The organism is Kribbella sp. DT2 (genome assembly GCF_049844575.1).
Classification (GTDB): domain Bacteria; phylum Actinomycetota; class Actinomycetes; order Propionibacteriales; family Kribbellaceae; genus Kribbella.
Genome location: NZ_JBNCLH010000002.1, coordinates 223965 through 246598 on the forward strand (window position 1 = coordinate 223965; position 22634 = coordinate 246598).

Below are 22634 nucleotides of genomic sequence, written 5' to 3' on the forward strand. Positions count from 1 at the left end.
TGTCAGCAGGCCGTAAGAATGGGGCGTGGAGTTCACTGGCATCCTGCTGCTGGCCGGCGCGGCCGTGCTGCTGGTGGTGATCGTCTACGGCAGCTGGACGGTCGGCCGGCTCGACCGGCTGCACCACCGGGTTGCCACCGCTCGCGCTCGCCTGGAGACGGAGCTGGCGCGCCGGTCCGCGCTGGTCGCCGAGCTGGCCGGCAGCGGCGTACTGGACGCGGCCTCGTCCCTGCTCCTGCTGGACGCCGCCCACCGGGCCAGGACCGCGCCGGATCAGGAGCGAGAGCAGCGGGAGTCCGCACTGACCCGAGCGATCGCCGCGACCGGCACGGACGAGCAGCCGTGGGCAGGAGAGCTGGCGGCCGCCGTACGGCGCGTGCAGTTGGCCCGGCGGTTCCACAACGACATCGTGGTGTCGACACGCGTCCTGCGGACCCGCCGACTGGTGACGTGGTTCCGGCTGGCCGGGCACGCGCCGATGCCGGGCACGATCGAGTTGGAGGACGGCAGTTGAGCTTCGCCGAGGAGACCGAGCGGTACCGGCACGAGCTACGCGTGCACTGCTACCGCATGCTCGGCTCGTACGACGACGCCGAGGACCTCGTCCAGGAGACCTACCTGCGCGCCTGGCGGGCCCGCGACGACTTCGAGGGCCGGTCGAGTCTGCGCGCCTGGCTCTACCGGATCGCTACCAACGCCTGCCTCGACGACGTACGCCGTGCTGCCCGGGTCCTGCCGTACCAGCTGGAGCCGGAGTCGTTCCCCGCCGAGGCGCTGCCCGCCCGCGACGACCTGCCCTGGCTGCAGCCGTTCCCGGACGTGCTGCTCGACCGGGCCGAGGAGCCGGACGCGCAGGTGATCCGGCGGGAGACGATCGAGCTGGCGTTCCTGACGGCGATCCAGCAGCTGCCGCCGCGGCAGCGGGCGGTGCTGATCTTCCGGGACGTGCTCGGCTGGTCGGCCAAGGAGACCGCGGAGGTGCTCGACCTGTCGGTGGCGGCGGCGAACTCGGCGCTGCAGCGGGCGCGACCGGTGCTGCGCGAGCACCTGCCGGTACGGCGTACCGAGTGGGCTGCTTCGCCGTCCGCTGACGAGCAGGCGTTGGTGGCCAGGTACGTGGCGGCCTTCGAGGCCGGTGACGCTGTTGGCCTGGCCGCGTTGATGCACGAGGACGTGCGGGTCACCATGCCGCCGTACCCGTTCTGGTACTCCGGGCGGAACAAGGCCGAGCAGGTGTTCGCCGCGAACTTCGCGCCGGGTGGGCCGATCAACCGGGGTTCCTGGCGGTTCGTTGCCGTTGGCCTCAATCGGCAGCCGGCCGCCGCGGCCTACCTGCGGGCGGCGGGTGACGACCGGTTCCGGCCGTTCGCGGTGACCGTGTTCCGGGTCGAGGCCGGGTTGGTCGCCGAGATGACCGCGTTCGAGGGCATGGACTTCGCGCTGCTGGGGTTGCCGGCCTACTTGGCGTCGGCGTAGCACTCGACGATCGCCGTACCGAACGGGAAGCGGGTCGGCGTCGTCCCGAAGCAGAGCGTGCCGGCCAGGTCGCCGGCGGTCTGGATCGCGGCGGCGACCTGCTCGGCCTCGTCGGCGGGACAGTGCACGATCACCTCGTCGTGCTGGAAGAAGACCAGCTCGGCCTTGAGCGTCACGATCGACTGCCGCAGCGCGGCCATCATCAGCACCGCCCAGTCGGCCGCACTGCCCTGGACGACGAAGTTGCGGGTGAACCGGCCGCGAGCGCGGGCCCGGCGTCCGTCGACCTGCGGCTCGTCGGCGGGCGGACCCTCCAGCTGCGCGGCGTCGAGCTGGGAGCCGGACGGGGGACAGGTGCGGCCGAGCCACGTGCGGACCAGGCGGCCTTCCTCGCCCGCGCGGGCCGCGTCGTCGACGTACTGGACGGCCTGGGGGAATCGCTTACGGAGGTCAGCGAGGTTCTTCAGGCCGTCGCCGGAGGTCTGCCCGTAGATGGCGCCGAGCACGGCGATCTTGGCCTTGTCACGATTACCTTCGAACGCTTTGTCCGAGACGGCCTTGTAGAGGTCGGCGGCGTCGCCGGCGACCTGCATGAAGGCCCGGTCGCGGGAGATCGCGGCCAGGATGCGTGGTTCGAGCTGGGACGCGTCGGCGACGACCAGCCGCCAGCCGGGGTCGGCGACCACCGCACGGCGGATCACCTTCGGGATCTGCAGGCCGCCACCGCCGTTGGTGATCCAGCGGCCCGACACCGTGCCGCCGGGCACGAAGCCGGGGCGGAAGCGGCCGTCGTGGACCCAGTCGTGCAGCCAGCTCCAGCCGTTGGCGGTGTAGATCCGGTAGAGCTTCTTGTACTCGATCAGCGGCTCGACGGCCGGGTGGTCGATGGTCTGCAGCTCCCACCGCCTGGTCGAGCTGAGCTGGTGACCGGCCTGCTTGAACGCCTTCAGTACGTCGGCCGGCAGGTCGGGCCGCACCCGTCGGCCGAACGCGGCCGACACCTGCTCGGCCAGCTCGGTCAGGCGGCGCGGCTCGCCGCCACCGGCGTACCGCTCGCCGAGGAGCTCGGTCAGCAGGGCGCGGTGGTCCTCGGCGCTCCACGGGAGTCCGGCCCGGTCCATCTCGGTGGCGATGAGCCAGCCGGAGGACTCCGACGCGGTGAGCAGGCGCATGCGGTCCGGGTGCTCGGTGTCGTGATGGCGGCGCAGCTGGTCGGCGTACACCCGCAGGAGCGCTTCGAAGGGGAGCGGCTCGGTCTCGATGTCGAACAGCGAGGACTGCTCGCCGCCTGGTTCGGTGGCGCGCATCGGTGGGTCGGCTGGGACCGGCCGGTTGGTGAGGCGAGCCCAGGCAGCTGCAGCCGAGCGTGGCTCGCCGAGTCGGCCCGCGTGTCCGAGCAGGAGCCCTTCGGCGGTCTCGATGTCGTAGCAGCGCTCAACCCGTACGCCGGCCGCGAGCAGGCGGGGGTAGATCTCAGCCGTCGAGCGCCAGACCCATCTGCTGACCTGAGGGCGGGACGCCACAGCAGTCGCCAGGTCGTTCTCCTGGACGATCTCACCAGCGGGCTGACCGTCCGGGTGAAGGGCGACGAGCAGTGCGCCACCACCTTCGGTCGGAGCAATCGCCCATCTCTCGTCCACACGGAGATCCTCGCACCCGCCACCGACAGTCCGGTCATGCAGTCGCATCAGGCCAGTGGTGTCAGACTGGACTCATGTGGCGGGGGAGTGATCTGGACCCGGCGGACGGGAACCGGACCGAGCAGGTCGAGGCGTTGGTGCTGCGGCGGATCGAGCGGGGCGACCTGTCGATCGGGTCGCGGCTGCCGTCGGAGCGGGTGCTGGCCGAGCGGCTCGGCGTGAGCCGGGTGACGGTGGTCAGGGCGCTCGACCAGTTGCGGGCGGACGGCGTACTGGAGACCAGGCGTGGGTCCGGGACGCACGTGCGGCCGCTGGACCGACTGCTGGACCCGATTGCTCCGGTGTCGACGGTGACGCCGGGGGACCAGCCGGTGCTGGACCTGCGGTTCGCCACCACGGCGGCTCCGCACGACGTGGCCGAGGTGGCCGCGCAGATCGTGGCTGAGGGACTTCCGCAGGCGATGGGCGGGGACGGACCGCCGTCGGGCGGGTCGATGGAGCTCCGTACGGCGCTCGCCGAGCGGCTGACCTCTGAGGGTGTGCCGACCGAGCCGGGGCAGCTGACGCTGACAGTGGGCGCGGCGGCTGGGCTCAACGCGGCGCTGGCCGGGCTGGACCTCGGGCCGGGCGTGGCGATCACCGAGACCCCGACGTACCCGGCTGCCTTCGACCTGCTGCGCAACCACCGGCTCGACGTCGTCGGCTGGCCCGCGGGCGTCTGGGACACCGACCAGCTCGCCCACCTCTGCCGGCGGCACAAGCCGAAGGTCATCTACCTGCAGGCCGACAACCACAACCCGACAGGGCTCAGCCTGCCGGCGGACCGGCGTACGGCGGTGGTGGAGATCGCCCGGCGGTACGGCGCCGCCCTGATCAGTGACGAGACCATGCGACCGCTCTGGCTCGCCAGCGGCAAGCAGGCCGACCCGCTGAGCCGCTACCCGCGCACAGTCAGCGTCGGCTCGCTCAGCAAGACGGTGTGGGGAGGCCTGCGCGTCGGCTGGGTCCGCACCGGTCGTCAGCTGCGCAGGAAGATCAACACCTCGGCGCACCTGAGTGTGACGTCGCCCAGTGCGCTGGACGACCTGCTGGCGTTGGCGATGCTGGACCGGCTCGACCGGGTGATCTCCCGGCGCAAGACCCGGCTCCGGGCCAACCTGGCCGCGTTGGAGACCGGACTGAAGACAGTGCCCGGTGTGGCGTGGGCGACTCCTACCGGTGGTATGACGCTGTGGCTGGAGCTGACCGACGTACGGGCTCGTCGGGTGCTGGAGGCAGCGCGGGAGCAGGGCCTGCTGCTGGGGGCCGGTGACCTGTTCACCCCGGACGGCACCGACCGGAGGCACCTGCGGATCCCGTTCACCGCGCCGCCCGCGACGCTGCGGCTGGTGGTGGCCCGGCTGACCGCCGCGATGGATCGGTCCAGTTGATCCAGGGTGGACTGATCACTGGGGTCGTGGCCGTCCTAGGCTGGCGACGTACCCAGTTCTGACCAGGAGGACCCCGAAGTGACTGAGACCACCGCACCGCAGACCGGCACCGCGAAGGTCAAGCGTGGCATGGCGGAGATGCTCAAGGGCGGCGTGATCATGGACGTCGTCACCGCCGAGCAGGCCAAGATCGCCGAGGACGCCGGCGCCGTCGCGGTGATGGCGCTCGAGCGGGTCCCGGCCGACATCCGCGCCCAGGGTGGCGTGTCCCGGATGAGCGACCCGGACATGATCGACGCGATCGTCAGCGCGGTCTCGATCCCGGTGATGGCCAAGGCCCGGATCGGTCACTTCGTCGAGGCCCAGGTGCTGCAGAGCCTCGGCGTCGACTACATCGACGAGTCCGAGGTGCTCACCCCCGCCGACTACGCCAACCACATCGACAAGTGGAACTTCACCGTCCCGTTCGTCTGCGGCGCGACCAACCTGGGCGAAGCGCTGCGCCGGATCACCGAGGGCGCGGCGATGATCCGCTCCAAGGGCGAGGCCGGCACCGGTGACGTGTCCAACGCGACCACCCACATGCGCCAGATCCGCCAGGAGTTGCGCCGGCTGCAGAACCTTCCCGAGGACGAGCTGTTCGTCGCGGCCAAGGAGCTGCAGGCGCCGTACGAGCTGGTGAAGGAGGTCGCTCAGCTCGGGAAGCTCCCGGTCGTGCTGTTCACCGCCGGCGGCATCGCCACCCCGGCCGACGCCGCGATGATGATGCAGCTCGGCGCCGAGGGCGTCTTCGTCGGCTCCGGCATCTTCAAGTCCGGCAACCCGGCCCAGCGCGCCGAAGCGATCGTCAAGGCCACCACCTTCCACGACGATCCCGACGTCATCGCCAAGGTCTCCCGCGGCCTCGGCGAGGCCATGGTCGGCATCAACGTCGACCAGCTGCCCGTCGCTCATCGCCTCGCCGAGCGTGGTTGGTAGCCGGCCAGCTTTGTTTTGATTTCGCCTCAGATTCCAGCGCAAACCGCTTGTGAGCTGTCGGCCCCGTTGAGGTTGGGAGCTGGTCGACCAAGGCGTCGGCAATTTTGGACCACGGCATGGGCGATTGGCAAAAATCTCACGTTGCGTGAGCCCGGAGCTGAGGCCCGACGCCTCGCAGATCGGGGTTGGCATCGGCTGTCCGTAGGTCAGATTCGGATGTTCGCGGGCCGCGGAGGAACCTCCGCGGCCCGTTCAATCCGTCTGCTTGCCGGCAGCTCCCCGGGTAATGGGGCTCAGCGGTCATCAATGGCCGTAGATGGCTCGCAGTTGGGTGAGTATTGCGGTCAGGGCGTGCTGGGCGACGTCGGCTGGGAGGCAGTGGGTGAAGCCGTGGTCGCTGTCAGGGCAGCGCTGGTGGGTGACGCCGACGCCGGCTGCCGGTAGCTGGTCGGTGAAGAGTTGTTCCTCGTGGGCGAGGCTGTTTCAACCTCCACCCCATCAGCCCAAACCTCGACCACGCCCCTCAACGGCATGGCTGACGACGCGACCAACATCGTCCGACCAGGCCCGCAGCTGTGTCTACGGCGCGTCGCCTGACTCATGCACCGGTCCCGGATGCTCAGCGGTTCTCGATGGCGTTGGGTAGGTTGATCTTCTCGATGATCAGCGCCTGGATCTCGACGATCTCCTCGGACGTCAGCTCTGTCTGGGCAGCGATCTCGACGACGGTCAAGTCGTCGGCGAGTCCACGCAGAACGGACTTCTCCAGCGGGGTGAACAAATGCTGCCAACCCTCCCAGCAGGTGAGCCCGTTTGCTTCTTGATTAATGATTCATGAATCATTAATCTTGTGTTGTGGCGAGGATGACGGAGGTGACGGAGCGGCGGATGTCGGTTCTGCTGTTCGGAAACCGTTACAAGCTGGATCTGCTCGCGGCACTGGCGGAGGCAGGTAAAGGGGGAGTGAGTGTCTCGACTCTGGCAGCGGCGCATAAGGTACCGGCGAGTGTGTACTACGCACCATTGAAGGATTTGCTGGAGGCGGGACTCGCCATCAGGCTTGCACCGGTACCGGGTGAACGACGGCGTTGGTATGTGGCCAGCGAGCACCGGGTATGGCGAACGGTGCGTGTGCTGGCGCGGGAGCTGAATGACATCGAGAGGCGGACCGAATGACCCGGGGGACTCTCATGGAGGCAGTCCGGGCAGCGGCCGCAGGTCGGCCCGCGCGACCGGTCGCTCCCGATCAGCAGTGGGCAGTGGTGGAGCTGTTCGGTGGTGTAGCCGGGGTGGTCTACCGTGAGATTCAGTCTGAGGTACAGCGACGCCTGATCGGCGGGACTGCTGGCGTCGTGCAGTTGGATGTCCTCGACACCCTGATGAATCTGCCGGATGGATTCCCGGTGCAGCTAGCGACTCTGGACGCGGACGAGCTGGCCGTGCTCGCGCAGTTGCCGCCGGGGGTAGTCGAAATCTCTGTCGATCTGGTGCGCAGGGTGTTGACCGCGCCGCTGGCGGTCGACCTCGCAGTGGTGGGTGCCCAGGACTGGCGATCTGGGCTGAAGGCCGCCGGCAGGTTCGCGCCGTACTGTGAGCGTGCGGTGTTATTACGGCAGCTTCCGCAGGATTTGCCCGACGCTGCTGTGAGGGCATCGTTCTACGGCGTCGGGTTGTTTCTGGCTGCATCCGAGGGTTTTGAGATGTTGGTCGAGCCGCGCCCGTACGTGCGTCATCGTCATACTGCGGCGCAATGGCAGTTCGCTGAGAGGGTCTGGCAGCAGGTCAGCGGGCCGGATGGCCGGAGGTCTACACCGTCTGGACCTTCAGGGGCTGTGGCCAGGTAGGCAGATTGGCCCATGCTCCAAGGGTCGCTGATGCGGCGAATGCGCCGTCCTGCTCGATCCGGGCACTGACAATCTCGGCCTCGGCTTCGGCCAGCAAGGACTCGTTGCGCCACCAGATCGCGCGGTCGTCCAGGCTGGCCTGTTGACGCATCTCCGCTGCCCAATCGCTCCACGTGTGGATTCCGTGCAAGTGGGCCGCGGGAGCGTCTGCCTTCTTCAGGAAGGTGTCCAGGCCCCGACTGTCGCATCTGGCGCAGGAAGGCGGGTAGTGGTTGGCGAATCGTTCGGCCAGAGTGCTGCCCTTGTGGAAGCTCTTGAGCTCGCCGTACAGCACGCTGGGGGATTGATCGTTCTTGCTCGACCGTGGTTTCTGACCGAACGGGATGACGTGGCGCAGGCTGCCACCGGTACCGATCGAGGCGGCGAACGCGCCGTGGCTCATGACGTCGAACGCGGTCAGGTCGGTGCGCAGCACCGCGATGTGGCCTGCTTCGGAGACAAGCCGGCGCAGGTTCGTCACTGCGGCCTTGTAACGCTGCATCGGGTCGAACTGCCCGCCGAGGAACACGGCCTTGGCCCCCTCGAAGCGGGACAGGATCGCGAGGAGCGACTCGATGTGGTCGCCGTTGAACCAGGCAACATCCAGCGGAAGGCTGAGGATGGTGTCGGAGCGGCCCAGCGCGCTGACTCCGTTGATCGCGGCTTTGAGTGCATCCGTATCACCGGCGAACAGATAACCGGTCGGAGTGAGTGCGGCTGTCGCCCCAGCATCGAGCTGGCCCTGCAAGACCTCGTCGAAACCCACCGGAAACAGGCCTTCACCGGGGAGTACAAATGGGGCCTCAGGAGTTGCCGCAGCGTCCAGGTAGCCCTCCGGGTCGATCAGGACCGGTTGGCCGAACAAGTATCGGTGCAGCGTGCGGCTGCTCTCGGTGGCTTTCTTCCCAGTCAACACGAGGCCACTGCTGCCAGGCGGAAGCGCACCGGCGATGCTGATACCGGTCGCTCCGGCGGCGTGCACCAGGATCCGGTCGGTCAAAGCCGCGGCTGCGCCGAGAGGAGCGGAAGGCCCTTGCTGGCTGCGGCTGACAACACTGGACGCAGGGTTGGGGCCGGGCAAAGGAGGTGCGTTGTCGGTCATCTTGTAGTCGCCCCCGAGTCGGGATCGGTGTGCGGTTCGGATGTGGCGGCGGCACCTGCCGATCGGCCGGCTGCGAGGTACAAGGCCTCGAACTCGGCTGGTCGGAGTAGTGCCATTGTGGACAGGTCGTCCATCGATCGGCCAGATAGGCGGTGTGCCGCGATCATTCTTGGCACCGTCGACGGCGTCTCGGATGTCAACGGCTCGGGTTCCCGGATGCGGTAACCGAGGCTGGAGAGCTCGACCGCCAACGTGCGGTATTGCCAGTCGGTGACTGCGCCGAGCGTCTTGGCGCGCCGCAGCAGAGCCCACATCGAGACCTGCCAACGCCGCTTTAATTCCAGAAGCGCTGGGATGTCGAGTGGCCGCTGAAGCTCAGGATGGATGTCGCGTCGTGGCATGAGCAGTTCCGCCGCGAATTGATCCGCCTGCTGCTCTTGCTGCGGATGTGGGACCGGGTGCATCACCATGTGTCCCAATTCGTGGGCGACTGTGAACCGCTGCCGCTCTGCCGGCGTACCTGTGTTCAGCAGCACGAGGGCAGCCTCACCGTCGGGGCGCGCGCTGACGGCGTCAACCGGCACCGTTTCGGCTCCGGAGTCCAGTGGTACCGCGGGCACGAGGTCGTGGCTTGTGACCCAGGCGCCTGCAGTCTCCAGTAACTCCACAACAGAGGTCAGTGGGCCTGGTGCAACACCCCAACGGGCCCGGATCGCTCTGGCCGCGTCTTGAGGCGATTCCAGGTCAGTCACCGGGATCTGCGGAATGGCGTCAGGTGCCAGGTGGTGATCGCCCGCTAGCCCTCGTATCTGCAGGCGGGTCAGGTTCAGAACCGCCAGAATTCGACGGAGTTCGGCTGCCGAGACCGACTGCTTCTTCCGGTGGTGCACCAGCCCTACGCCAGCGCCGATCTCATGGTCGGGCACGCGCAGTAGTGCCGCCGGATACCCCAGCGCGTCGGCGTAGGCGTCCAGGCGCTCGCCAGTGACGGCCAGCCGGCCGGCCTCGGCCTTGCTGATGTAGCCCTGGCTCACCGGACCGCCAGAAGTAGGCGGTTCCATCTTTCGGGCCAGCTCGCCCTGCGTGAGCCCACGAGACTCTCGCGCCAGGACAAGCATCCTGGCAATAGCCGGATCGTCGACGGTCACGAGCACCCCTTCCTCGAACGATTCCTCCGAACAGTACCACGAAATATTCCTAAGATGATTCGAGCGGCACCTCCGGAGTCAGTGCGGCGGTGGATGTCGTCCGGGCACCGTGCGACATCGGAGATCTGATGGCAGAACGACCAAGATCAAGGCGGCAAAACAGCCAGCGCTACCGCGGCAGAACTACGGTCTATGTGGGATGCTTTCCCCGTGAGTACCCGAGGAAGGTCCGTGAGTAGTGCGTTCGTGCCGCGGCGGGCCGCTGGGCCCGTGGCGGATGCGCTCGCTGACACGCGTGTTGTCCTGGTGAACGGCGCGCGACAGAGCGGCAAGAGCACACTCGTGCGTCGGATCGGGAAGGGACACGGCGCCGACTGGTACACGCTCGATGACGCTGACACCCAAGAGTTCGCCGCACAGGACTCGCGGAGCTTCGTTCGGCTTGCCGAGCGGATGATCATCGACGAGGTACAGCGTGTTCCGGGGCTTCTTCTCGCGATCAAGGCGCTGGTTGACGAGGAGCCGGATCCCGGGCGGTTCTTGCTCACCGGATCGTCGCGCCTGCTGGCGATGCGGGACCTGCCCGACACGCTCGTTGGCCGGATGGAGACGATTGAGCTCTGGCCGCTGTCGCAGGGTGAGATCGACGGTGCGCCGGACGGGTTCGTGGACGCCGCGTTCGAGCTCGGTCCTGCGTTGCGTCATGAATCGACAGTGGATCGCAACGGCTACATCGAGCGGCTCGTCCGGGGCGGGTTTCCGGATGCGGTCGGCCGGGCGCCCGGTCGGCGAGAGCGGTACTTCGACTCGTATGTCGCCGACACGATCAACCGGGACGTCATGCAGTTGTGGGACATCGAGCGTGGTCGGGAGATGCACTCGCTGGTCCGGCTACTGGCGGCACGATCCGGCCAGATCGTGGTCCCCGCGTCCTTGGCCAATGGTCTGGAGGTGTCGGCGCAGACCGTGCGCCGCTACCTCGCACTGCTCGAAGAAGTCTTCCTGATCAAGCAGATCCCAGCCTGGACCCGGAACCTCAACACGCGCAGCATTGCGAAGTCGAAGCTTGCCTTCGTTGACTCCGGCGTCGCGGCGGCCATGCTCGACCAGGATGTCTCTCGGCTACGTAAGCCTGGAAGCCCGTTGGGCGGCCTCCTCGAAGGGTTCGTGGCGGTGGAGATCGCGCGCCAGCTCACGTGGTCCCGCACCAGGGCCGAGCTCTTCCACTACCGGACACGGGACCAGGTCGAGGTCGACATCGTCCTGGAGAACCGCCGTGGCGAGGTGATCGCGATTGAGGTGAAGTCGTCGGCGACGCCGTCGACCGAAGACTTCCGCGGCATCCGGCACCTCCATGAACGGGTCGGCGACGACCTCGTCGCGGGGTACGTCCTCCATGCCGGCCCGCACACTCTGCCGTTCGGTGACAAGTACCTCGCAGTTCCCATCAGCGCACTCTGGGAGACGCCGCCCGCCTGAGGCTCATGCAGCGCCCGCAACGAGATTCCAGCAGGGCGCCTGAACCACCCTTGTCCGTATATACGTACTGCGCACGTAGCTGCGGCCGACCGGCGAAATGACCTCGGCGAGATGAAATGTGTGGATCATCGGGCCTGCTTCATCTTGTAGTGCAGACGCATCATCCAGGTGCGCCGGATCCGCAGCTCGTGGTCGGTGCGGAGCACCCCGTAGGGGGCGCAGTACAGGCGGAAGGTCTCGTGGAGCGGGACGCGCGCCGCGAAGTCCCGTCCGTCGTCGTGCACAACGACGTACGCGCCGTCCTGCCCGAATCGTCCTGGGGGCGACTCCAGGACGAGTCCGCCCCCGTCACTGATGACCGGGCGCAGGAAGACCTGGACGTTCCCGGACTCGAGCGGGAACGCGACATGGACGCTCGGCTGCGCCGCGCCGGGGAGACGCCGCGCCGAGTAGCAGCCGCTGAACACGTAGCGGCCCGACGGCCGGAGAGTCCGCAGCCACGCGGCCCCCACCTGCTCGCCGTCCCGGTCGCGGATCACGCGGATGCGGCTGTCCATCCCGTACGCGACGTCAAGCGGGCGCATCGGGAGAGACAGCTGCTCCACCCGGCGGCCGAACAAGCGCGCGATCAGCTCACCTGCCGGCCAGAGCAGCGGTGACCATCCGGTCCACATCTCTATGTGCCAGGCGGCAGTGTGCTCATAGAAGTCGCGGATCCGTGGATCCAGTCGGGAGGCGTCGAACCCGGGGCCGTCGAGAATGGTCATCGCAGGGAGCAGACCGGGTGCTGAGCCCGCTGAAGGATGTGTGGTCGCGGCATCCTCGTCGACGGTGCCGCCGTGGTGCGTAGCCTCGGCGCGGGGGGAGCTCCGCGGCACGTTCAATCTGCCTGCTTACTGTCGCGGTTCGAGGAGGTCGGCGAGTGGCCGAACCAGTTGACGAGCGGATTAGCCAGAGTGCAAGGCCGCACGCGCGTTGGCGGGGCTGAGGGGTTCGACGGGAAGTGGGGAGGCGGCCGTAGCGCGCAGTCCGTCCAGCATGAAGGCAAGGCCGCGACGCCAGATCTCCGGGGCGCCATCGGCTGCAGCGCGTGCATGCGCTGTGCTGGCGGTGAACAGCAGGATGAAGTCCTCGGGCGTGAAGTCGGCGCGCAACTCCCCGACGGCCTGCGCGGCGCGGGCGTAGCCATTGCCTCGTTCGATCGCCGCCTCGCAGACGGCGCTGAGTCTGGGGGTGTCGGCGATACGCCGGGTGACCGCGTCGCTGAGTGCCAGGTCACCGGCGATCATTTCGCTGATCTTCTCGACGTAGTCGACGAACCGGGCCCAGGGGTCTGGTTGGGACTCGGCGTGAGCGAGCACTCGGTCGAGTTTGGCGGCGGCGAGGTCGGGGACGACAGCGTCGATGAGGGCCTCGCGGCTGCCGAAGCGGTGGTAGAGGGTGCCGCGGCTGACGCCGGCCCGGTGGGCGATCTCGTCCAGCGGGCAGGAGAGGCCTCGTTCGGCGAAGAGTTCGATGGCCGCGGCGGTCAGCTTCTCGACGCTTTTCTGTGCGTCCTTGCGGAGCTTGGGCCGGGTGGCTTCCGTGGCGGGCATGCGGTTCTCCGATCGAGCTCGATTCCAGCTCGCGAAGCCTCATTCCGCGAACGTGACGCAGCAGTCACTTTATCGGATCGGTCAAGTTGACACTGCTGCCAAGTTCGGTGTTATCGTCGAGTTGTAATTTGACGGTGGCGTCAATATGCAGTCGATCGAGCGGGAGAGATGCATGGTAAGCACTGATCGGACCGATACCGCCGGCCGGACCACTGCCGAGAGCTTGGCACCGACCCTCCCGGATCTGGGGTTACCGCCGGCGCGCAACCAGTTCAAGGTCGACCACGCCCTGCGGGTGCCGACCCGCGACGGTGAGACCTTGCTGACCGATCACTACATGCCCGAGACCGACTCGCCACGGGGGACCATCCTGGTGCGCTCGCCGTACGGACGCGGCGCCCCTTTCGCGCCGCTGCTCGCCGAACCGTACGCCGAGCGTGGTTACCACGTGCTGCTGCAGAGTGTCCGTGGCATGCACGGTTCCTCCGGGCCTTTCGAGCCGATGATCCACGAGGCTGCCGACGCGCACGACACCCTGACCTGGATCCGTGAGCAGGGCTGGTTCGACGGGCGGTTGGGGACCCTCGGCGCCTCCTATCTCGGCTTCGTCCAGTACGGCCTGATGATGGACGCGCCGCCGGAGCTCAAGGCTTCCGTCGTGATGATGGCCCCGCACAACTTTGCCGAGATGCTGCACGGCCACGGGACATTCGCGCTGCAGATGGCTCTCGGCTGGAGTGACGTGATGAGCGCCCAACTGGCCGGCCTCGCGGCGCCGGAAATGCAGGCGCACCTGGAGGATGCCGGGGAGCGACTGGAGTCTGCCTTCACCTCTCTACCGCTGGCCGAGGCCGCCGAAGAGGCCTTGGCCGGAAGGGTTTCCTGGTACCGGGAGTGGGCGCTGCATCCCGATACCAACGACGCGTTCTGGGACGGCTACGACTTTTCGAAGGCTCTCGGTCGTACCCGGGGCGCGGTGCTGCTGGCCGGTGGGTGGCGTGACCTCTTCCTCGGGCAGATGGCCGAGCAGTATGCCGAGCTTCACCGCCGCGGCATCGACGTCGCGCTGACGATCGGTGACTGGGAGCACTCGGCGCCGATCGCGGACGCGGCGGCGACGATGCACCAGCAGGCCCTGGCCTGGTTCGACGAGCACCTGGCGGGGGTTTCTCCGGCCAGACAGCAGGATCCCGTCCGGGTCGAACTCGTCGGGGCCGGCCGGTGGCTGGAGTTTCCGGAGTGGCCGCCGCCGGCCACGGATCGCGCCTGGCACCTGACAGCCGACGGCTTGCTCCGCGAGGTACCGCACAGTGCTGCGGTTCCCCGGGTGAGTTTCGTGTACGACCCGGAGAACCCGACGCCGACGGTCGGTGGACCGTTGCTCGCGGGAGGCGGCCGGCTCGACAACCGTGAGCTCGAGAGCCGCAGCGATGTGGTGACCTTCAGCTCCGGCGAACTCCAGGCTGACCTCGATGTGATCGGCGTGATCAAGGTCGAGCTGGGTGTACAGGTCGACAACCCGTATGCCGACGTCTTCGTGCGGATCTGCGACGTCGGCCCGGACGGCCGTTCCCTCAACGTGACGGACGCGTTGATCCGTCTGAACGCTGCACTACCCGTCGGTCAGTTGCAGCGGCTGTCCGTTGACCTCCTTCCGTGCGCGTACCGGTTCGCCGCCGGACATCAGCTGCGGCTGCAGATCTCCGGCGGAGCGCATCCACGGTTCGCCCGCAATCTCGGCGTCCCCGGGGTGCAGAACTCGGCAACGGAGACGAGGCCGTCGCACCATGCCGTCGTTGTCGAGGGCTCCCGCATCACCCTCCCGATCTTTTCCCACTGAGCCGACCGCCCCGGCGATACCTCACCAAGGAGAAGCTGTGCAGATCGGCACCGTCAAGGTCTTTCCACTGCTCGACGGGATCACCGAGTTCCCGCCCGCGCTCCTCTATCCGGAGGTCAGCCCCAGCATTCTGGCCGGCAGTCCAGGATTTCTGAACGCGGCCGGAAACATCGAGCTGCCCAACGGCGGGTTCCTGGTCCGAGGACCCGCCGGCGAAGTAGTTCTCTTCGACCTGGGCAACGGCCCTGACGTCACGCTGCCGAAGGTTCCCGGGTTCGCGCTGACCAATCTGCTCGACGGGCAGTTGCTCGCGAACCTGGACGCGTACGGCGTCAGCCCCGCTGACGTGACCGACGTCGTCTTCACCCACCTGCACGCAGATCACGTCGGCTGGGCGTCGCGCGACGAGCGCCCCACCTTTCCGGCCGCCAGGCACCACATCCACGCCCGCGACTGGAAACTGTTCGTCGACGGCGACGCGGACCCGTCGGTGCGTGCAATCGTCGCGCCACTGGTCGGGCTGGTCGATCTCTGGGACGCACCCGAGATCCGGCTCTATCCGTGGCTCCGGCTCATCCACGCCCCTGGCCACACCCCGGGCAGTGCGATCGGTTTGATCGAGTCCGAACGAGAAAGTGCGATGCTCGTCGGGGACGTGTTCCACAGCCTCGTCGAGGTGGAGCAACCGGCACTGCCCGGAGGCGCGGACACCGATGCGAACGCGGCGGCGAAGCAGCGCGAGCAGTGGGCGGCGCGCATCGAAGCCGGTCACGCCATCACCTTCTGCCCGCATTTTCCCGACCTCGCGCCGGTCACGATCGTCGCCGGCAAAGCAGTTCCGGTGCCGGCATGAAGACCGACCTGGGATTGCCTGCGGAACGGAACGCGTACCACGTCGAAGCCGGAGTCCGGGTACCCACCCGGGACGGGGAAACGCTGCTGAGCGACCACTACGTGCCCGACACCGGTGAGCCGCGAGGCACGATCCTGATTCGCTCGTCCTACGGCCGAAGTGCGCCGTACTCCTCGCTGCTGGCCGAGCCGTACGCCGCCAGGGGCTATCACGTGCTGATGCAGAGTGTGCGCGGCACCGTCGGCTCGACCGGCACGTTCGAACCGATGGTCAACGAGAGTGCCGACGCCCTCGACACCCTCGAATGGCTGCGGGCACAGGACTGGTTCGATGGCAGGCTGGGCACGATCGGGGCGTCGTACCTGGGCTTCACGCAGTACGGGCTGATGCTGCACGCACCGGACGAGCTCAAGGCATCCGTGGTGATGATGGCTCCACATCACTTCGGCGAGGCAATCTACGCGCGCGGCATGTTCGCGCTGGAGACCTTCCTCGGCTGGAGCAACTCAGCAGGCCTGCTCGCTTCTGGGCTGGCCGGTGCCGAGATGGTCGAACTGGCGATGAGCATCCAGGACAAGCTGACCGGCGTGATGACCGGGCTGCCCATGACGGAGGCGGCGGAGTCCCTCATCGGCGGTCTTGCGCCGTGGTACCGGGAGTGGCTGCTGCATCCCGACCTGAGCGACGAGTTCTGGTCGGGGTACGACTTCACGGCCGCGCTGTACCGTACGCAGGCCTCGGTGCTGCTCATCGGCGGCTGGTCGGACATGTTCCTCGACCAGATGGCCACGCAGTACGCCGTTCTGCACGGCCGCGGACTCGACGTGGCGATGACGCTCGGCGACTGGAAACACACCGATACCTTGTCGGTCGGTGCGCCCGAGATTCACCAGCAGGCCTTGGCATGGTTCGACCAGCATGTCGCCGGCGCCGAGCCGAGCAGACGGACCAAGCCGGTACGGGTGCAGCTCGTCGGGCCAGGAGAGTGGGTCGACCTGGATGAGTGGCCGCCGAGGACCACCGAGATCATGTTTGCCCTCGGCACCGATCTGATCGGTGAGCGGACCACCTTCGGCTACCACCCGGACGACCCCACGCCGTCCTTCGGTGGCCGGGCGATGACAGCGACCGGGCACGTCGACAACGCCGAACTGGAGGCCCGTCCGGACGTCCTCACTTTCACCTCCGCCCCGCTGGACACCCAGGTCGACGTGATCGGCACCCCGACGGTCGAACTGGTGCTGGCGGTCGACAATCCGTACTCCGACGTGTTCGTCCGAATCTGTGACGTCGACCGGTCCGGCGTCTCGGTCAATGTCACCGATGTGATCCGCAGGCTCGACGCGTCAGTGCCCGCGGGTAACCCGCAACGGCTCCAGCTGAGTCTGGATCCCTGCGCCTACCGGATCGAGGCGGGTCACCGGGTGCGGTTGCAGGTCTCCGGCGCTGCGCATCCGCGGCACGCGCGCAACCTCGGCGTGGCCGGTAGGCAGACCACCTCGACCGAACTGATGCCCTCGGTCCACAGCATCACCCTCGAGGGATCGAAAGTGATCCTGCCGGTCTATTGAGCTGCCGGTTGGATGTCGGCCGACCGGCCAACTGGCCGGCGACCTGGGAGTGCCGAACGCGAACGGGAGCGGGAGAATGATCGAGGACGAGCAGTTCTGGCCGAATGGTGCACGGCTGGCGGTGACGGTGTCGATGCAGTTCGAGGCCGGCGGCCAGCCCTTGAGTGGAGCGGGCGGCCCGATCACCGAGCCGATCCTGGACGGCTTCCCTGACCTCGGTCAGAACTCGTTCTACGAGTACGGCGCCCGCGAGGGCGTGCCGCGGATCCTCGACCTGCTCGACAAGCACGGCGTCAGGATGACCTCGTTCATGATCGGCGACGCCGTCCGCCGGCATCCGGAACTGGCAGCCGAGATCGTCCGGCGTGGGCACGAGGCGGGCGCGCACGGACGTCGCTGGGAGCGGCAGTACCAGTTGCCGCGCCCACAGGAGACCGAGTGGATCGCCGACAGCGTGCGGGCGATCGAGGAGGTCACCGGCACCCGTCCCACGGGCTACAACAACTACTGGATCCGGCCCGGGGTCTACACCCTGGAGATCCTGCAGGAGCTCGGGTTCAGCTATCACATCGACGACCTGTCCGCGGACGAACCGTTCCTGCAGAAGATCAACGGGGTGCCGTTCGCGACGGTTCCGTACTCGGTCCATCTCAACGACATCGCCAGCTTCGACTTTCCCGGCTTCTCGCCCGCGGACTACGAGCAGCAACTGGTGGACGAGTTCGAACAGCTCTACGAGGAGGGCGCCGCCCGCCGCCGGATGATGGTGATCGGTCTGCACGAGCGATTGTCCGGCCACGCATCCCGGGTCAGGGTGCTCGACCGGATCCTCACCCGGTTGCGGGAGCGCGACGATGTCTGGTGGGCCCGGAAAGATGAGATCGCGCAATGGACCCTGGAACACCCGGCTACCGCGACCTGGGTCGACCGTGAACCCGCTCCGATCAGCGGACTTCCCGGCCGCAGCCGATGATCCTGCCCGACACCGATCCCGAGGAGCAGCAATGAGCAGTACCAGAGTGGTGACACCGTTCGGTGCTCAGTCGACTGCCGGTGAGGTCATCGAGGGGATCGATCTCACCGGCAAGCGGGCCGTGGTCACGGGTGGAGGCTCAGGAATCGGTCTGCAGACCGCCCGTACCCTGGCGGGGGCGAACGCCGAGGTCACGTTGGCGGTTCGCAACATCGAGGCGGGTGCCCGCGCGGCCGACGACATCATCGCCACCACCGGGAACCAGCGGGTCCTGGTCGCGCCGCTCGATCTGGCCGACCTGGCCTCCGTCCGCGACTTCGTGGCTGCCTGGCAGGACCCCTTGGACATCCTGGTCAACAACGCCGGCATCATGGCCACCCCCGAGCAGCGCACGCCCGAGGGGTGGGAGTTCCAGTTCGCCACCAACCACCTCGGTCACTTTGCGCTCGCCGTCGGGCTCCATGACGTGCTGGCCGCGGCCGGTACCGGCCGGGTGGTCGTGGTGAGTTCGGTCGGCCATGTCAACGGCTCGGTGGACTTCGACGACATCAACTTCGACCACCGTCCCTACGATCCGTGGTTGGCGTACGGGCAGTCCAAGACCGCCAACGTGCTGTTCGCCGTCGAAGGCAGCAAGCGCTGGGCCGCGGAGGGGATCACAGTCAATGCTCTGAACCCCGGTCGCATCCCCGACACCAACCTCAGCCGGCACATCGGCGACGTCTCGAACGCGCCCGCTTCGTTCGAGCCGAACAGCACGGCAGTGTCCTGGAAGACGATCGCGCAAGGCGCCGCGACCTCGGTACTGCTGGCGACCTCACCGCTACTGGAAGGCATTGGGGGACGCTATTTCGAGGATTGCAACGAAGCCGAACCCCACCAACCCGGCGTGCGGCGCGGTGTCGCCGACTATGCGGTCGACCCCGGCAACGCGACCCGCTTGTGGCAGGTCTCACTGGCCGCAATCGCCGCTCCGTCCAGCCGGTAGTCGCAGGGTGCTACGTCGAACTCGCGACGAATACCGGACCCTGTCGAAGGGCCGTCTGCAGCTGGTTCCAGACCTTCACGACCAGTTGACAGCCGGGCCCAGCGCCTTCAGACGCGCGAGGGGCTCGCACCGCGGTGCATCGCGGCGAGAGCCTGCTCCGGGCTGAGCGGACCGACCGGGAGAGGGTGCGCGGCGGCGGCGCGCAGACCGTCAAGGGTGAAGGCGAGGCCGCGGCGCCAAGCCTCTGGCGCGGTGTGCTCGGTGGTTCGGGCCAGGGCGGCGCTTGCCGAGAAGAGCAGGAGGAAGTCCTCCGGAGCGAAGTCGGGACGAAGGACGCCAACGTCGTGAGCGGCCCGGACGTACTCGCGGCCACGGTCGAAGGATTCTTCGCAGACGGCGCTGAGCCGGGGCGTATCGGCGTACCGGCGGGTGACTGCGTCGCTGAGTGCAGGGTCGCCGGCCATCAGCGCGCTGATCTTCTCGACGTAGCGGGCGAAGCGATCCCAAGGGTCGGTGCCGGCCTCGGCGTGCTGGATGGCGGCTTCGAGTTGGTCCGCGGCCAACTGGGGGACCACGGCATCGATCAGGGCCTCGCGAGTGCCGAAGCGGCTGTAGAGGGTGCCGTGGCTGACGCCGGCCCGGCGGGCGATCTCGTCGAGCGGGCAGTCCAGGCCGCGCTCGGAGAAGAGTTCGATCGCTGCCGCGGTGAGCTTCTCGACGTTGCGCTGGGCGTCCTTGCGCAGCTTCGGCTTCGCCGGTTCGTCCGTGGACATGTCTCGCCTCCAGATTAACTTGACACATGCGTCAATATATCTGTTACCCTCGAAGGAAACGTGACGCATGTGTCAAGATACTAGCTTCCAGGAGTTGAGCATGACCAAGACCATCGCGATCTTCGGCGCCGGTTCGGGCCTCGGCGCGGCCACCGCCCGCCGCTTTGGCCGTGAGGGGTACGCCGTCGCCCTTGTCGCGCGGCGACGGGAGCCTCTCGAGGTGCTGGCCGCAGCGCTGGCCGCGGAGCAGGTCGAGGCGGCGGTCTTCACCGCTGATCTGGCCGATCCATCCGGAGTTTCGGCGCTGATCGATTCGATCGTCGAGCGTTTCGGACGGCTCGACGTCGTCGAGTACGCGCCGATCGGTGCCGAGGTCCCGTTCGTGCCGGCCGCCGAACTTACCGCGGACCGGCTGCGCGGCCTGGTCGACCTCTATCTCAGTACGCCGGTCGAGATCGCGCGGGCGGTACTGCCGGAAATGATCCGGCGGGGTGAGGGCGGCTTCCTTCTCGGGCAGGGCTTGTCGGCGGTAATCCCCAGCCCCGGCATGAGTGGTGCCGGCCCGGTGATGGCAGCGGCTCGCAACTGGATCCACTCTCTGAACGGCGAGCTCGCGGATCAGGGCGTCTACGCGGGCACGCTGACTGTCGCCGCCTGGATCGACGGCAGCGCCGGACATCGGGCTGCCTCGGCAGGGGACCCGACCTTGGGTGGCAACCCTGTGGTCGACCCGGCTGACCTCGCCGACCAGTACTGGGACCTGCTCACGCGGCGCGACCGCGTCGAGCAGATCTTCCCGCCGTTGCCTTCTTGATGCTTGCCGATGCGCGAGCGCACTCGTTTGGACCACGGCATCAACGTGGACGAGATCCCCCAGCCCCACCGGCTGGCCGAGCGCGGCTGGTAGCAGCCCAGCCCCACCGCTTCGCTCGACCGCGGCGGTGGGGCTCAAGGCAGAGGGGCGGCGACGGCTCAGCCGGGGGTGACGATCGTGCTGGGGTAGAAGTGGCCGGGCCGGTCGGGTTTGGCGATGTCGAGCTCGGCGCGGAGCTTCAGGTCCGGCAGGGCGGCGATCCGGAAGCTGGCACTGTCCTTGCTGCCTTGGGTGCCGAGCACGTAGAGCGAGCTGTCCGTGATCGCGATACTGCTGATGCCGATCCCCAGATCGAACCGTTTGACCTTTCCGGTGGCCGGATCGTAACGCGATATCCAGCGGTACTCGGTGAGTTCGCGAAACGCGGGGCCCGGGTAGGTGTGCCCGACCCAGATGTAGCCGCCGGCGTCCGCGACCAGAAAGGGTGCCGGTGCGCCGAGATCGACGCTCGACTGCTCGAGGCTCGCCAGGTCGACGATGCCGAGCCGCGTGCCTTCACGCGCTTTGCTGATGGTCTCGGGGTAGTAGAGCTTCTCGCCCTTGACCACTGCTTGAGTGATGGTTCCCTGTGAACCGCGGAGCACGACCCGGGCCTCCTCACGGAGGGTGGTGGCGTCGAGCACCAGAAGCTGAGTGGGCGGGTTCGGATCCGCGTAGCCGGCGCCGAAGGCGTACAACCTGTTGCCGTGGGCAAGGAGCTTGCCGAGCACCAGGCCCTTCAGGTGCGACTCGGCGGTCACCTTTCCGTCCGCGGCACGACGTCGCAGGACCGCTCCCGCGTCGGCGAAGGCATCGGTGGTGAAGGTGACGCCGTCGTCGGCGGCGACTCCCAGCACGAGCTGCTCGGGCACCTGGCGGCCGGTCATCGTGCAGTCGGCAGCGGAGAAGGTGACCAGGTGAGTCCGGTCGCGCAGCTGGTCACCGTTCGAAACCATGATCAGATCATCGCCCGACCGATCCTCGAGGCTGCCGGGTACCGGGAGGAATCCCAGGTACGGAACCGTACGGCGATCGGCGGGTCTGTCGCCGGCGACGTACGCGAGCTCGCTGCTGTCTCCGTTCTCGGTGGACCACAGCACCCCGGCCTGCCAGCCCCGCGGGCAGTGCTGACCGGCCGGGGCCGACCTGGACGGACTGTGACATGACGACGCCAGTGCCACGACGGCGATCACGGCGGCGATCTTCGAGATCTTCATGGTCAGAACTCCGTCCAGGTCCCGGGGCTGCTACTTCTGCCGGTAGATCAGACCCACCTTGGGGTTCTTCACGGCGAGCTCCATCGGGTGCACCGGGTTACCGACGGGGGTCTTGTACCTGTCGGTGTTCAGGTTGATTCCGAAATTGTCCTTGAACGCCGCGTAGATCAGCTGCGAGCAGTAGAACTTCTTGCGCGTGTTGATATCGAGATAGTTGTAGTTGTACGGCTTGTGACGCTGCTTGGCCGCCCAGTCGGCGGCTTTCGCGTTCTGCTTGCTGCTGGTCGCCTGCACGATCGTTCCGTAGACCTGCTTCTTGGACTGGTACCAGTTGTTCGGGCCCAGCTTCACGCCTTCGGCCACGGACTCCACGACGGTGTTGTCGGTGAGCACGATCGCCGAGTGGCCCAGTGGCAGTCCCTTGTAGGGATCAGGAGTCACCAGGATGGCTCCCTTGTTGCGGGGATAGAGACTCGGCACCTTTCCGCTGGCGGCAGCGGCGTTCGGACCGGCGACCAGGGGAGCCGAGTCCGCCGCGTCGATCAGTTCCTGGGTGGTGCGGACATCCGCCGCGCTCGGTCCGGGAGCCGCGGTGGTCTGTGCGAACGCGGTCGTGGGCAGGGAGACTGCGAGGGTGGCTGTCGCAGCGACGGACAACATCATCCACTTCATGGTCAGGTCCTTTCGGCCACTTGCTCGGTGGCCCGGCTCTTACCGGGCGTAGGGCCATCGTTGGCCGGGTGCCGACGGCAACGGCCGCTTCCGATCGTTTTCGATCACAGGACCGGTGACACTGAGTCGCGATACCGTCACTCACGGGGGTGATCCATGCCGA

Annotated in this window: 22 protein-coding genes; 13 read left to right on the forward strand and 9 right to left on the reverse strand. The window is 67.6% G+C overall.

The genetic code is table 11. The annotated features are described in order from the left end of the window. The first annotated feature begins 25 nt into the window (after positions 1 to 25). The gene (locus ACLQ2O_RS09910; protein WP_425829554.1) at positions 26 to 514 is read left to right on the forward strand and encodes a hypothetical protein; all 489 of its coding nucleotides are present in this window, start codon (positions 26 to 28) and stop codon (positions 512 to 514) included. Further along, on the forward strand, positions 511 to 1476 hold the full coding sequence (locus tag ACLQ2O_RS09915) for an RNA polymerase subunit sigma-70 (RefSeq protein WP_425829556.1): 966 nt from the start codon (positions 511 to 513) through the stop codon (positions 1474 to 1476). The genes ACLQ2O_RS09910 and ACLQ2O_RS09915 overlap by 4 nt, the downstream gene beginning before the upstream one ends. On the opposite strand, the gene ACLQ2O_RS09920 is transcribed toward ACLQ2O_RS09915, so the two are convergent. Beyond that, positions 1458 to 3116, reverse strand: coding sequence for a bifunctional 3'-5' exonuclease/DNA polymerase (locus ACLQ2O_RS09920; RefSeq protein ID WP_425829558.1), 1659 nt, complete (start codon positions 3114 to 3116; stop codon positions 1458 to 1460). The genes ACLQ2O_RS09915 and ACLQ2O_RS09920 overlap by 19 nt on opposite strands. A 74-nt stretch (positions 3117 to 3190) precedes the next feature. Here ACLQ2O_RS09920 and ACLQ2O_RS09925 point away from each other — a divergent pair, with 74 nt between their 5' ends. Both ACLQ2O_RS09925 and pdxS read left to right on the forward strand, forming a co-directional pair. Beyond that, complete coding sequence (locus tag ACLQ2O_RS09925) at positions 3191 to 4546, forward strand: PLP-dependent aminotransferase family protein (protein ID WP_425829560.1); 1356 nt, start codon at positions 3191 to 3193, stop codon at positions 4544 to 4546. Between the two features lie 78 nt (positions 4547 to 4624). Then, complete coding sequence (gene pdxS, locus ACLQ2O_RS09930; protein ID WP_425829562.1) at positions 4625 to 5524, forward strand: pyridoxal 5'-phosphate synthase lyase subunit PdxS; 900 nt, start codon at positions 4625 to 4627, stop codon at positions 5522 to 5524. Between the two features lie 619 nt (positions 5525 to 6143). On the opposite strand, the gene ACLQ2O_RS09935 is transcribed toward pdxS, so the two are convergent. Then, positions 6144 to 6305, reverse strand: a complete 162-nt coding sequence (locus ACLQ2O_RS09935) for a hypothetical protein (protein ID WP_425829564.1) — start codon at positions 6303 to 6305, stop codon at positions 6144 to 6146. A gap of 107 nt (positions 6306 to 6412) precedes the next feature. Here ACLQ2O_RS09935 and ACLQ2O_RS09940 point away from each other — a divergent pair, with 107 nt between their 5' ends. Both ACLQ2O_RS09940 and ACLQ2O_RS09945 read left to right on the forward strand, forming a co-directional pair. Further along, the gene (locus tag ACLQ2O_RS09940) at positions 6413 to 6700 is read left to right on the forward strand and encodes a hypothetical protein (protein ID WP_425829566.1); all 288 of its coding nucleotides are present in this window, start codon (positions 6413 to 6415) and stop codon (positions 6698 to 6700) included. Positions 6701 to 6783: 83 nt separating this feature from the next. Next, on the forward strand, positions 6784 to 7368 hold the full coding sequence (locus ACLQ2O_RS09945) for a hypothetical protein (protein WP_425829568.1): 585 nt from the start codon (positions 6784 to 6786) through the stop codon (positions 7366 to 7368). On the opposite strand, the gene ACLQ2O_RS09950 is transcribed toward ACLQ2O_RS09945, so the two are convergent. Both ACLQ2O_RS09950 and ACLQ2O_RS09955 read right to left on the reverse strand, forming a co-directional pair. Beyond that, positions 7331 to 8509, reverse strand: coding sequence for a hypothetical protein (locus ACLQ2O_RS09950; protein WP_425829570.1), 1179 nt, complete (start codon positions 8507 to 8509; stop codon positions 7331 to 7333). The genes ACLQ2O_RS09945 and ACLQ2O_RS09950 overlap by 38 nt on opposite strands. Further along, positions 8506 to 9657: a helix-turn-helix domain-containing protein gene (locus ACLQ2O_RS09955; protein ID WP_425829572.1), complete on the reverse strand. Its 1152-nt coding sequence runs from the start codon at positions 9655 to 9657 to the stop codon at positions 8506 to 8508. The genes ACLQ2O_RS09950 and ACLQ2O_RS09955 overlap by 4 nt, the downstream gene beginning before the upstream one ends. A 270-nt stretch (positions 9658 to 9927) precedes the next feature. Here ACLQ2O_RS09955 and ACLQ2O_RS09960 point away from each other — a divergent pair, with 270 nt between their 5' ends. Beyond that, on the forward strand, positions 9928 to 11136 hold the full coding sequence (locus ACLQ2O_RS09960) for an ATP-binding protein (RefSeq protein WP_425829574.1): 1209 nt from the start codon (positions 9928 to 9930) through the stop codon (positions 11134 to 11136). Positions 11137 to 11261: 125 nt separating this feature from the next. On the opposite strand, the gene ACLQ2O_RS09965 is transcribed toward ACLQ2O_RS09960, so the two are convergent. After that, positions 11262 to 11903 (reverse strand): hypothetical protein, encoded by a 642-nt coding sequence (locus ACLQ2O_RS09965; protein WP_425829576.1) that lies wholly within the window; start codon positions 11901 to 11903, stop codon positions 11262 to 11264. Positions 11904 to 12083: 180 nt separating this feature from the next. Continuing rightward, entirely contained in the window at positions 12084 to 12731 is a 648-nt protein-coding gene (locus ACLQ2O_RS09970; RefSeq protein ID WP_425829578.1) for a TetR/AcrR family transcriptional regulator, read from the reverse strand. A gap of 172 nt (positions 12732 to 12903) precedes the next feature. On the opposite strand from ACLQ2O_RS09970, the gene ACLQ2O_RS09975 reads away from it, so the two are divergent. The 5 genes from ACLQ2O_RS09975 to ACLQ2O_RS09995 all read left to right on the forward strand — a co-directional run bounded on the left by ACLQ2O_RS09975 (position 12904) and on the right by ACLQ2O_RS09995 (position 18956). After that, positions 12904 to 14571: a CocE/NonD family hydrolase gene (locus ACLQ2O_RS09975; protein WP_425829580.1), complete on the forward strand. Its 1668-nt coding sequence runs from the start codon at positions 12904 to 12906 to the stop codon at positions 14569 to 14571. A gap of 37 nt (positions 14572 to 14608) precedes the next feature. Continuing rightward, a complete protein-coding gene (locus tag ACLQ2O_RS09980; RefSeq protein ID WP_425829582.1) occupies positions 14609 to 15424 on the forward strand; it encodes an MBL fold metallo-hydrolase in 816 nt (271 codons plus the stop codon). Continuing rightward, positions 15316 to 16995: a CocE/NonD family hydrolase gene (locus ACLQ2O_RS09985; protein WP_425829584.1), complete on the forward strand. Its 1680-nt coding sequence runs from the start codon at positions 15316 to 15318 to the stop codon at positions 16993 to 16995. The genes ACLQ2O_RS09980 and ACLQ2O_RS09985 overlap by 109 nt, the downstream gene beginning before the upstream one ends. A gap of 76 nt (positions 16996 to 17071) precedes the next feature. Next, positions 17072 to 17968, forward strand: a complete 897-nt coding sequence (locus ACLQ2O_RS09990) for a polysaccharide deacetylase family protein (RefSeq protein WP_425829586.1) — start codon at positions 17072 to 17074, stop codon at positions 17966 to 17968. Positions 17969 to 17999: 31 nt separating this feature from the next. Continuing rightward, complete coding sequence (locus ACLQ2O_RS09995; RefSeq protein WP_425829588.1) at positions 18000 to 18956, forward strand: SDR family NAD(P)-dependent oxidoreductase; 957 nt, start codon at positions 18000 to 18002, stop codon at positions 18954 to 18956. A gap of 107 nt (positions 18957 to 19063) precedes the next feature. Here ACLQ2O_RS09995 and ACLQ2O_RS10000 read toward each other — a convergent pair whose 3' ends face one another. After that, positions 19064 to 19729: a TetR/AcrR family transcriptional regulator gene (locus ACLQ2O_RS10000; RefSeq protein ID WP_425829590.1), complete on the reverse strand. Its 666-nt coding sequence runs from the start codon at positions 19727 to 19729 to the stop codon at positions 19064 to 19066. A gap of 100 nt (positions 19730 to 19829) precedes the next feature. On the opposite strand from ACLQ2O_RS10000, the gene ACLQ2O_RS10005 reads away from it, so the two are divergent. Continuing rightward, a complete protein-coding gene (locus ACLQ2O_RS10005) occupies positions 19830 to 20543 on the forward strand; it encodes an SDR family NAD(P)-dependent oxidoreductase (protein ID WP_425829592.1) in 714 nt (237 codons plus the stop codon). A gap of 158 nt (positions 20544 to 20701) precedes the next feature. Here the strand turns inward: ACLQ2O_RS10005 and ACLQ2O_RS10010 are convergent, their stop codons facing one another. Both ACLQ2O_RS10010 and ACLQ2O_RS10015 read right to left on the reverse strand, forming a co-directional pair. Then, positions 20702 to 21799: a hypothetical protein gene (locus tag ACLQ2O_RS10010; protein ID WP_425829594.1), complete on the reverse strand. Its 1098-nt coding sequence runs from the start codon at positions 21797 to 21799 to the stop codon at positions 20702 to 20704. A gap of 30 nt (positions 21800 to 21829) precedes the next feature. Beyond that, entirely contained in the window at positions 21830 to 22471 is a 642-nt protein-coding gene (locus ACLQ2O_RS10015; protein WP_425829596.1) for a YiiX/YebB-like N1pC/P60 family cysteine hydrolase, read from the reverse strand. Positions 22472 to 22634: the final 163 nt, after the last annotated feature.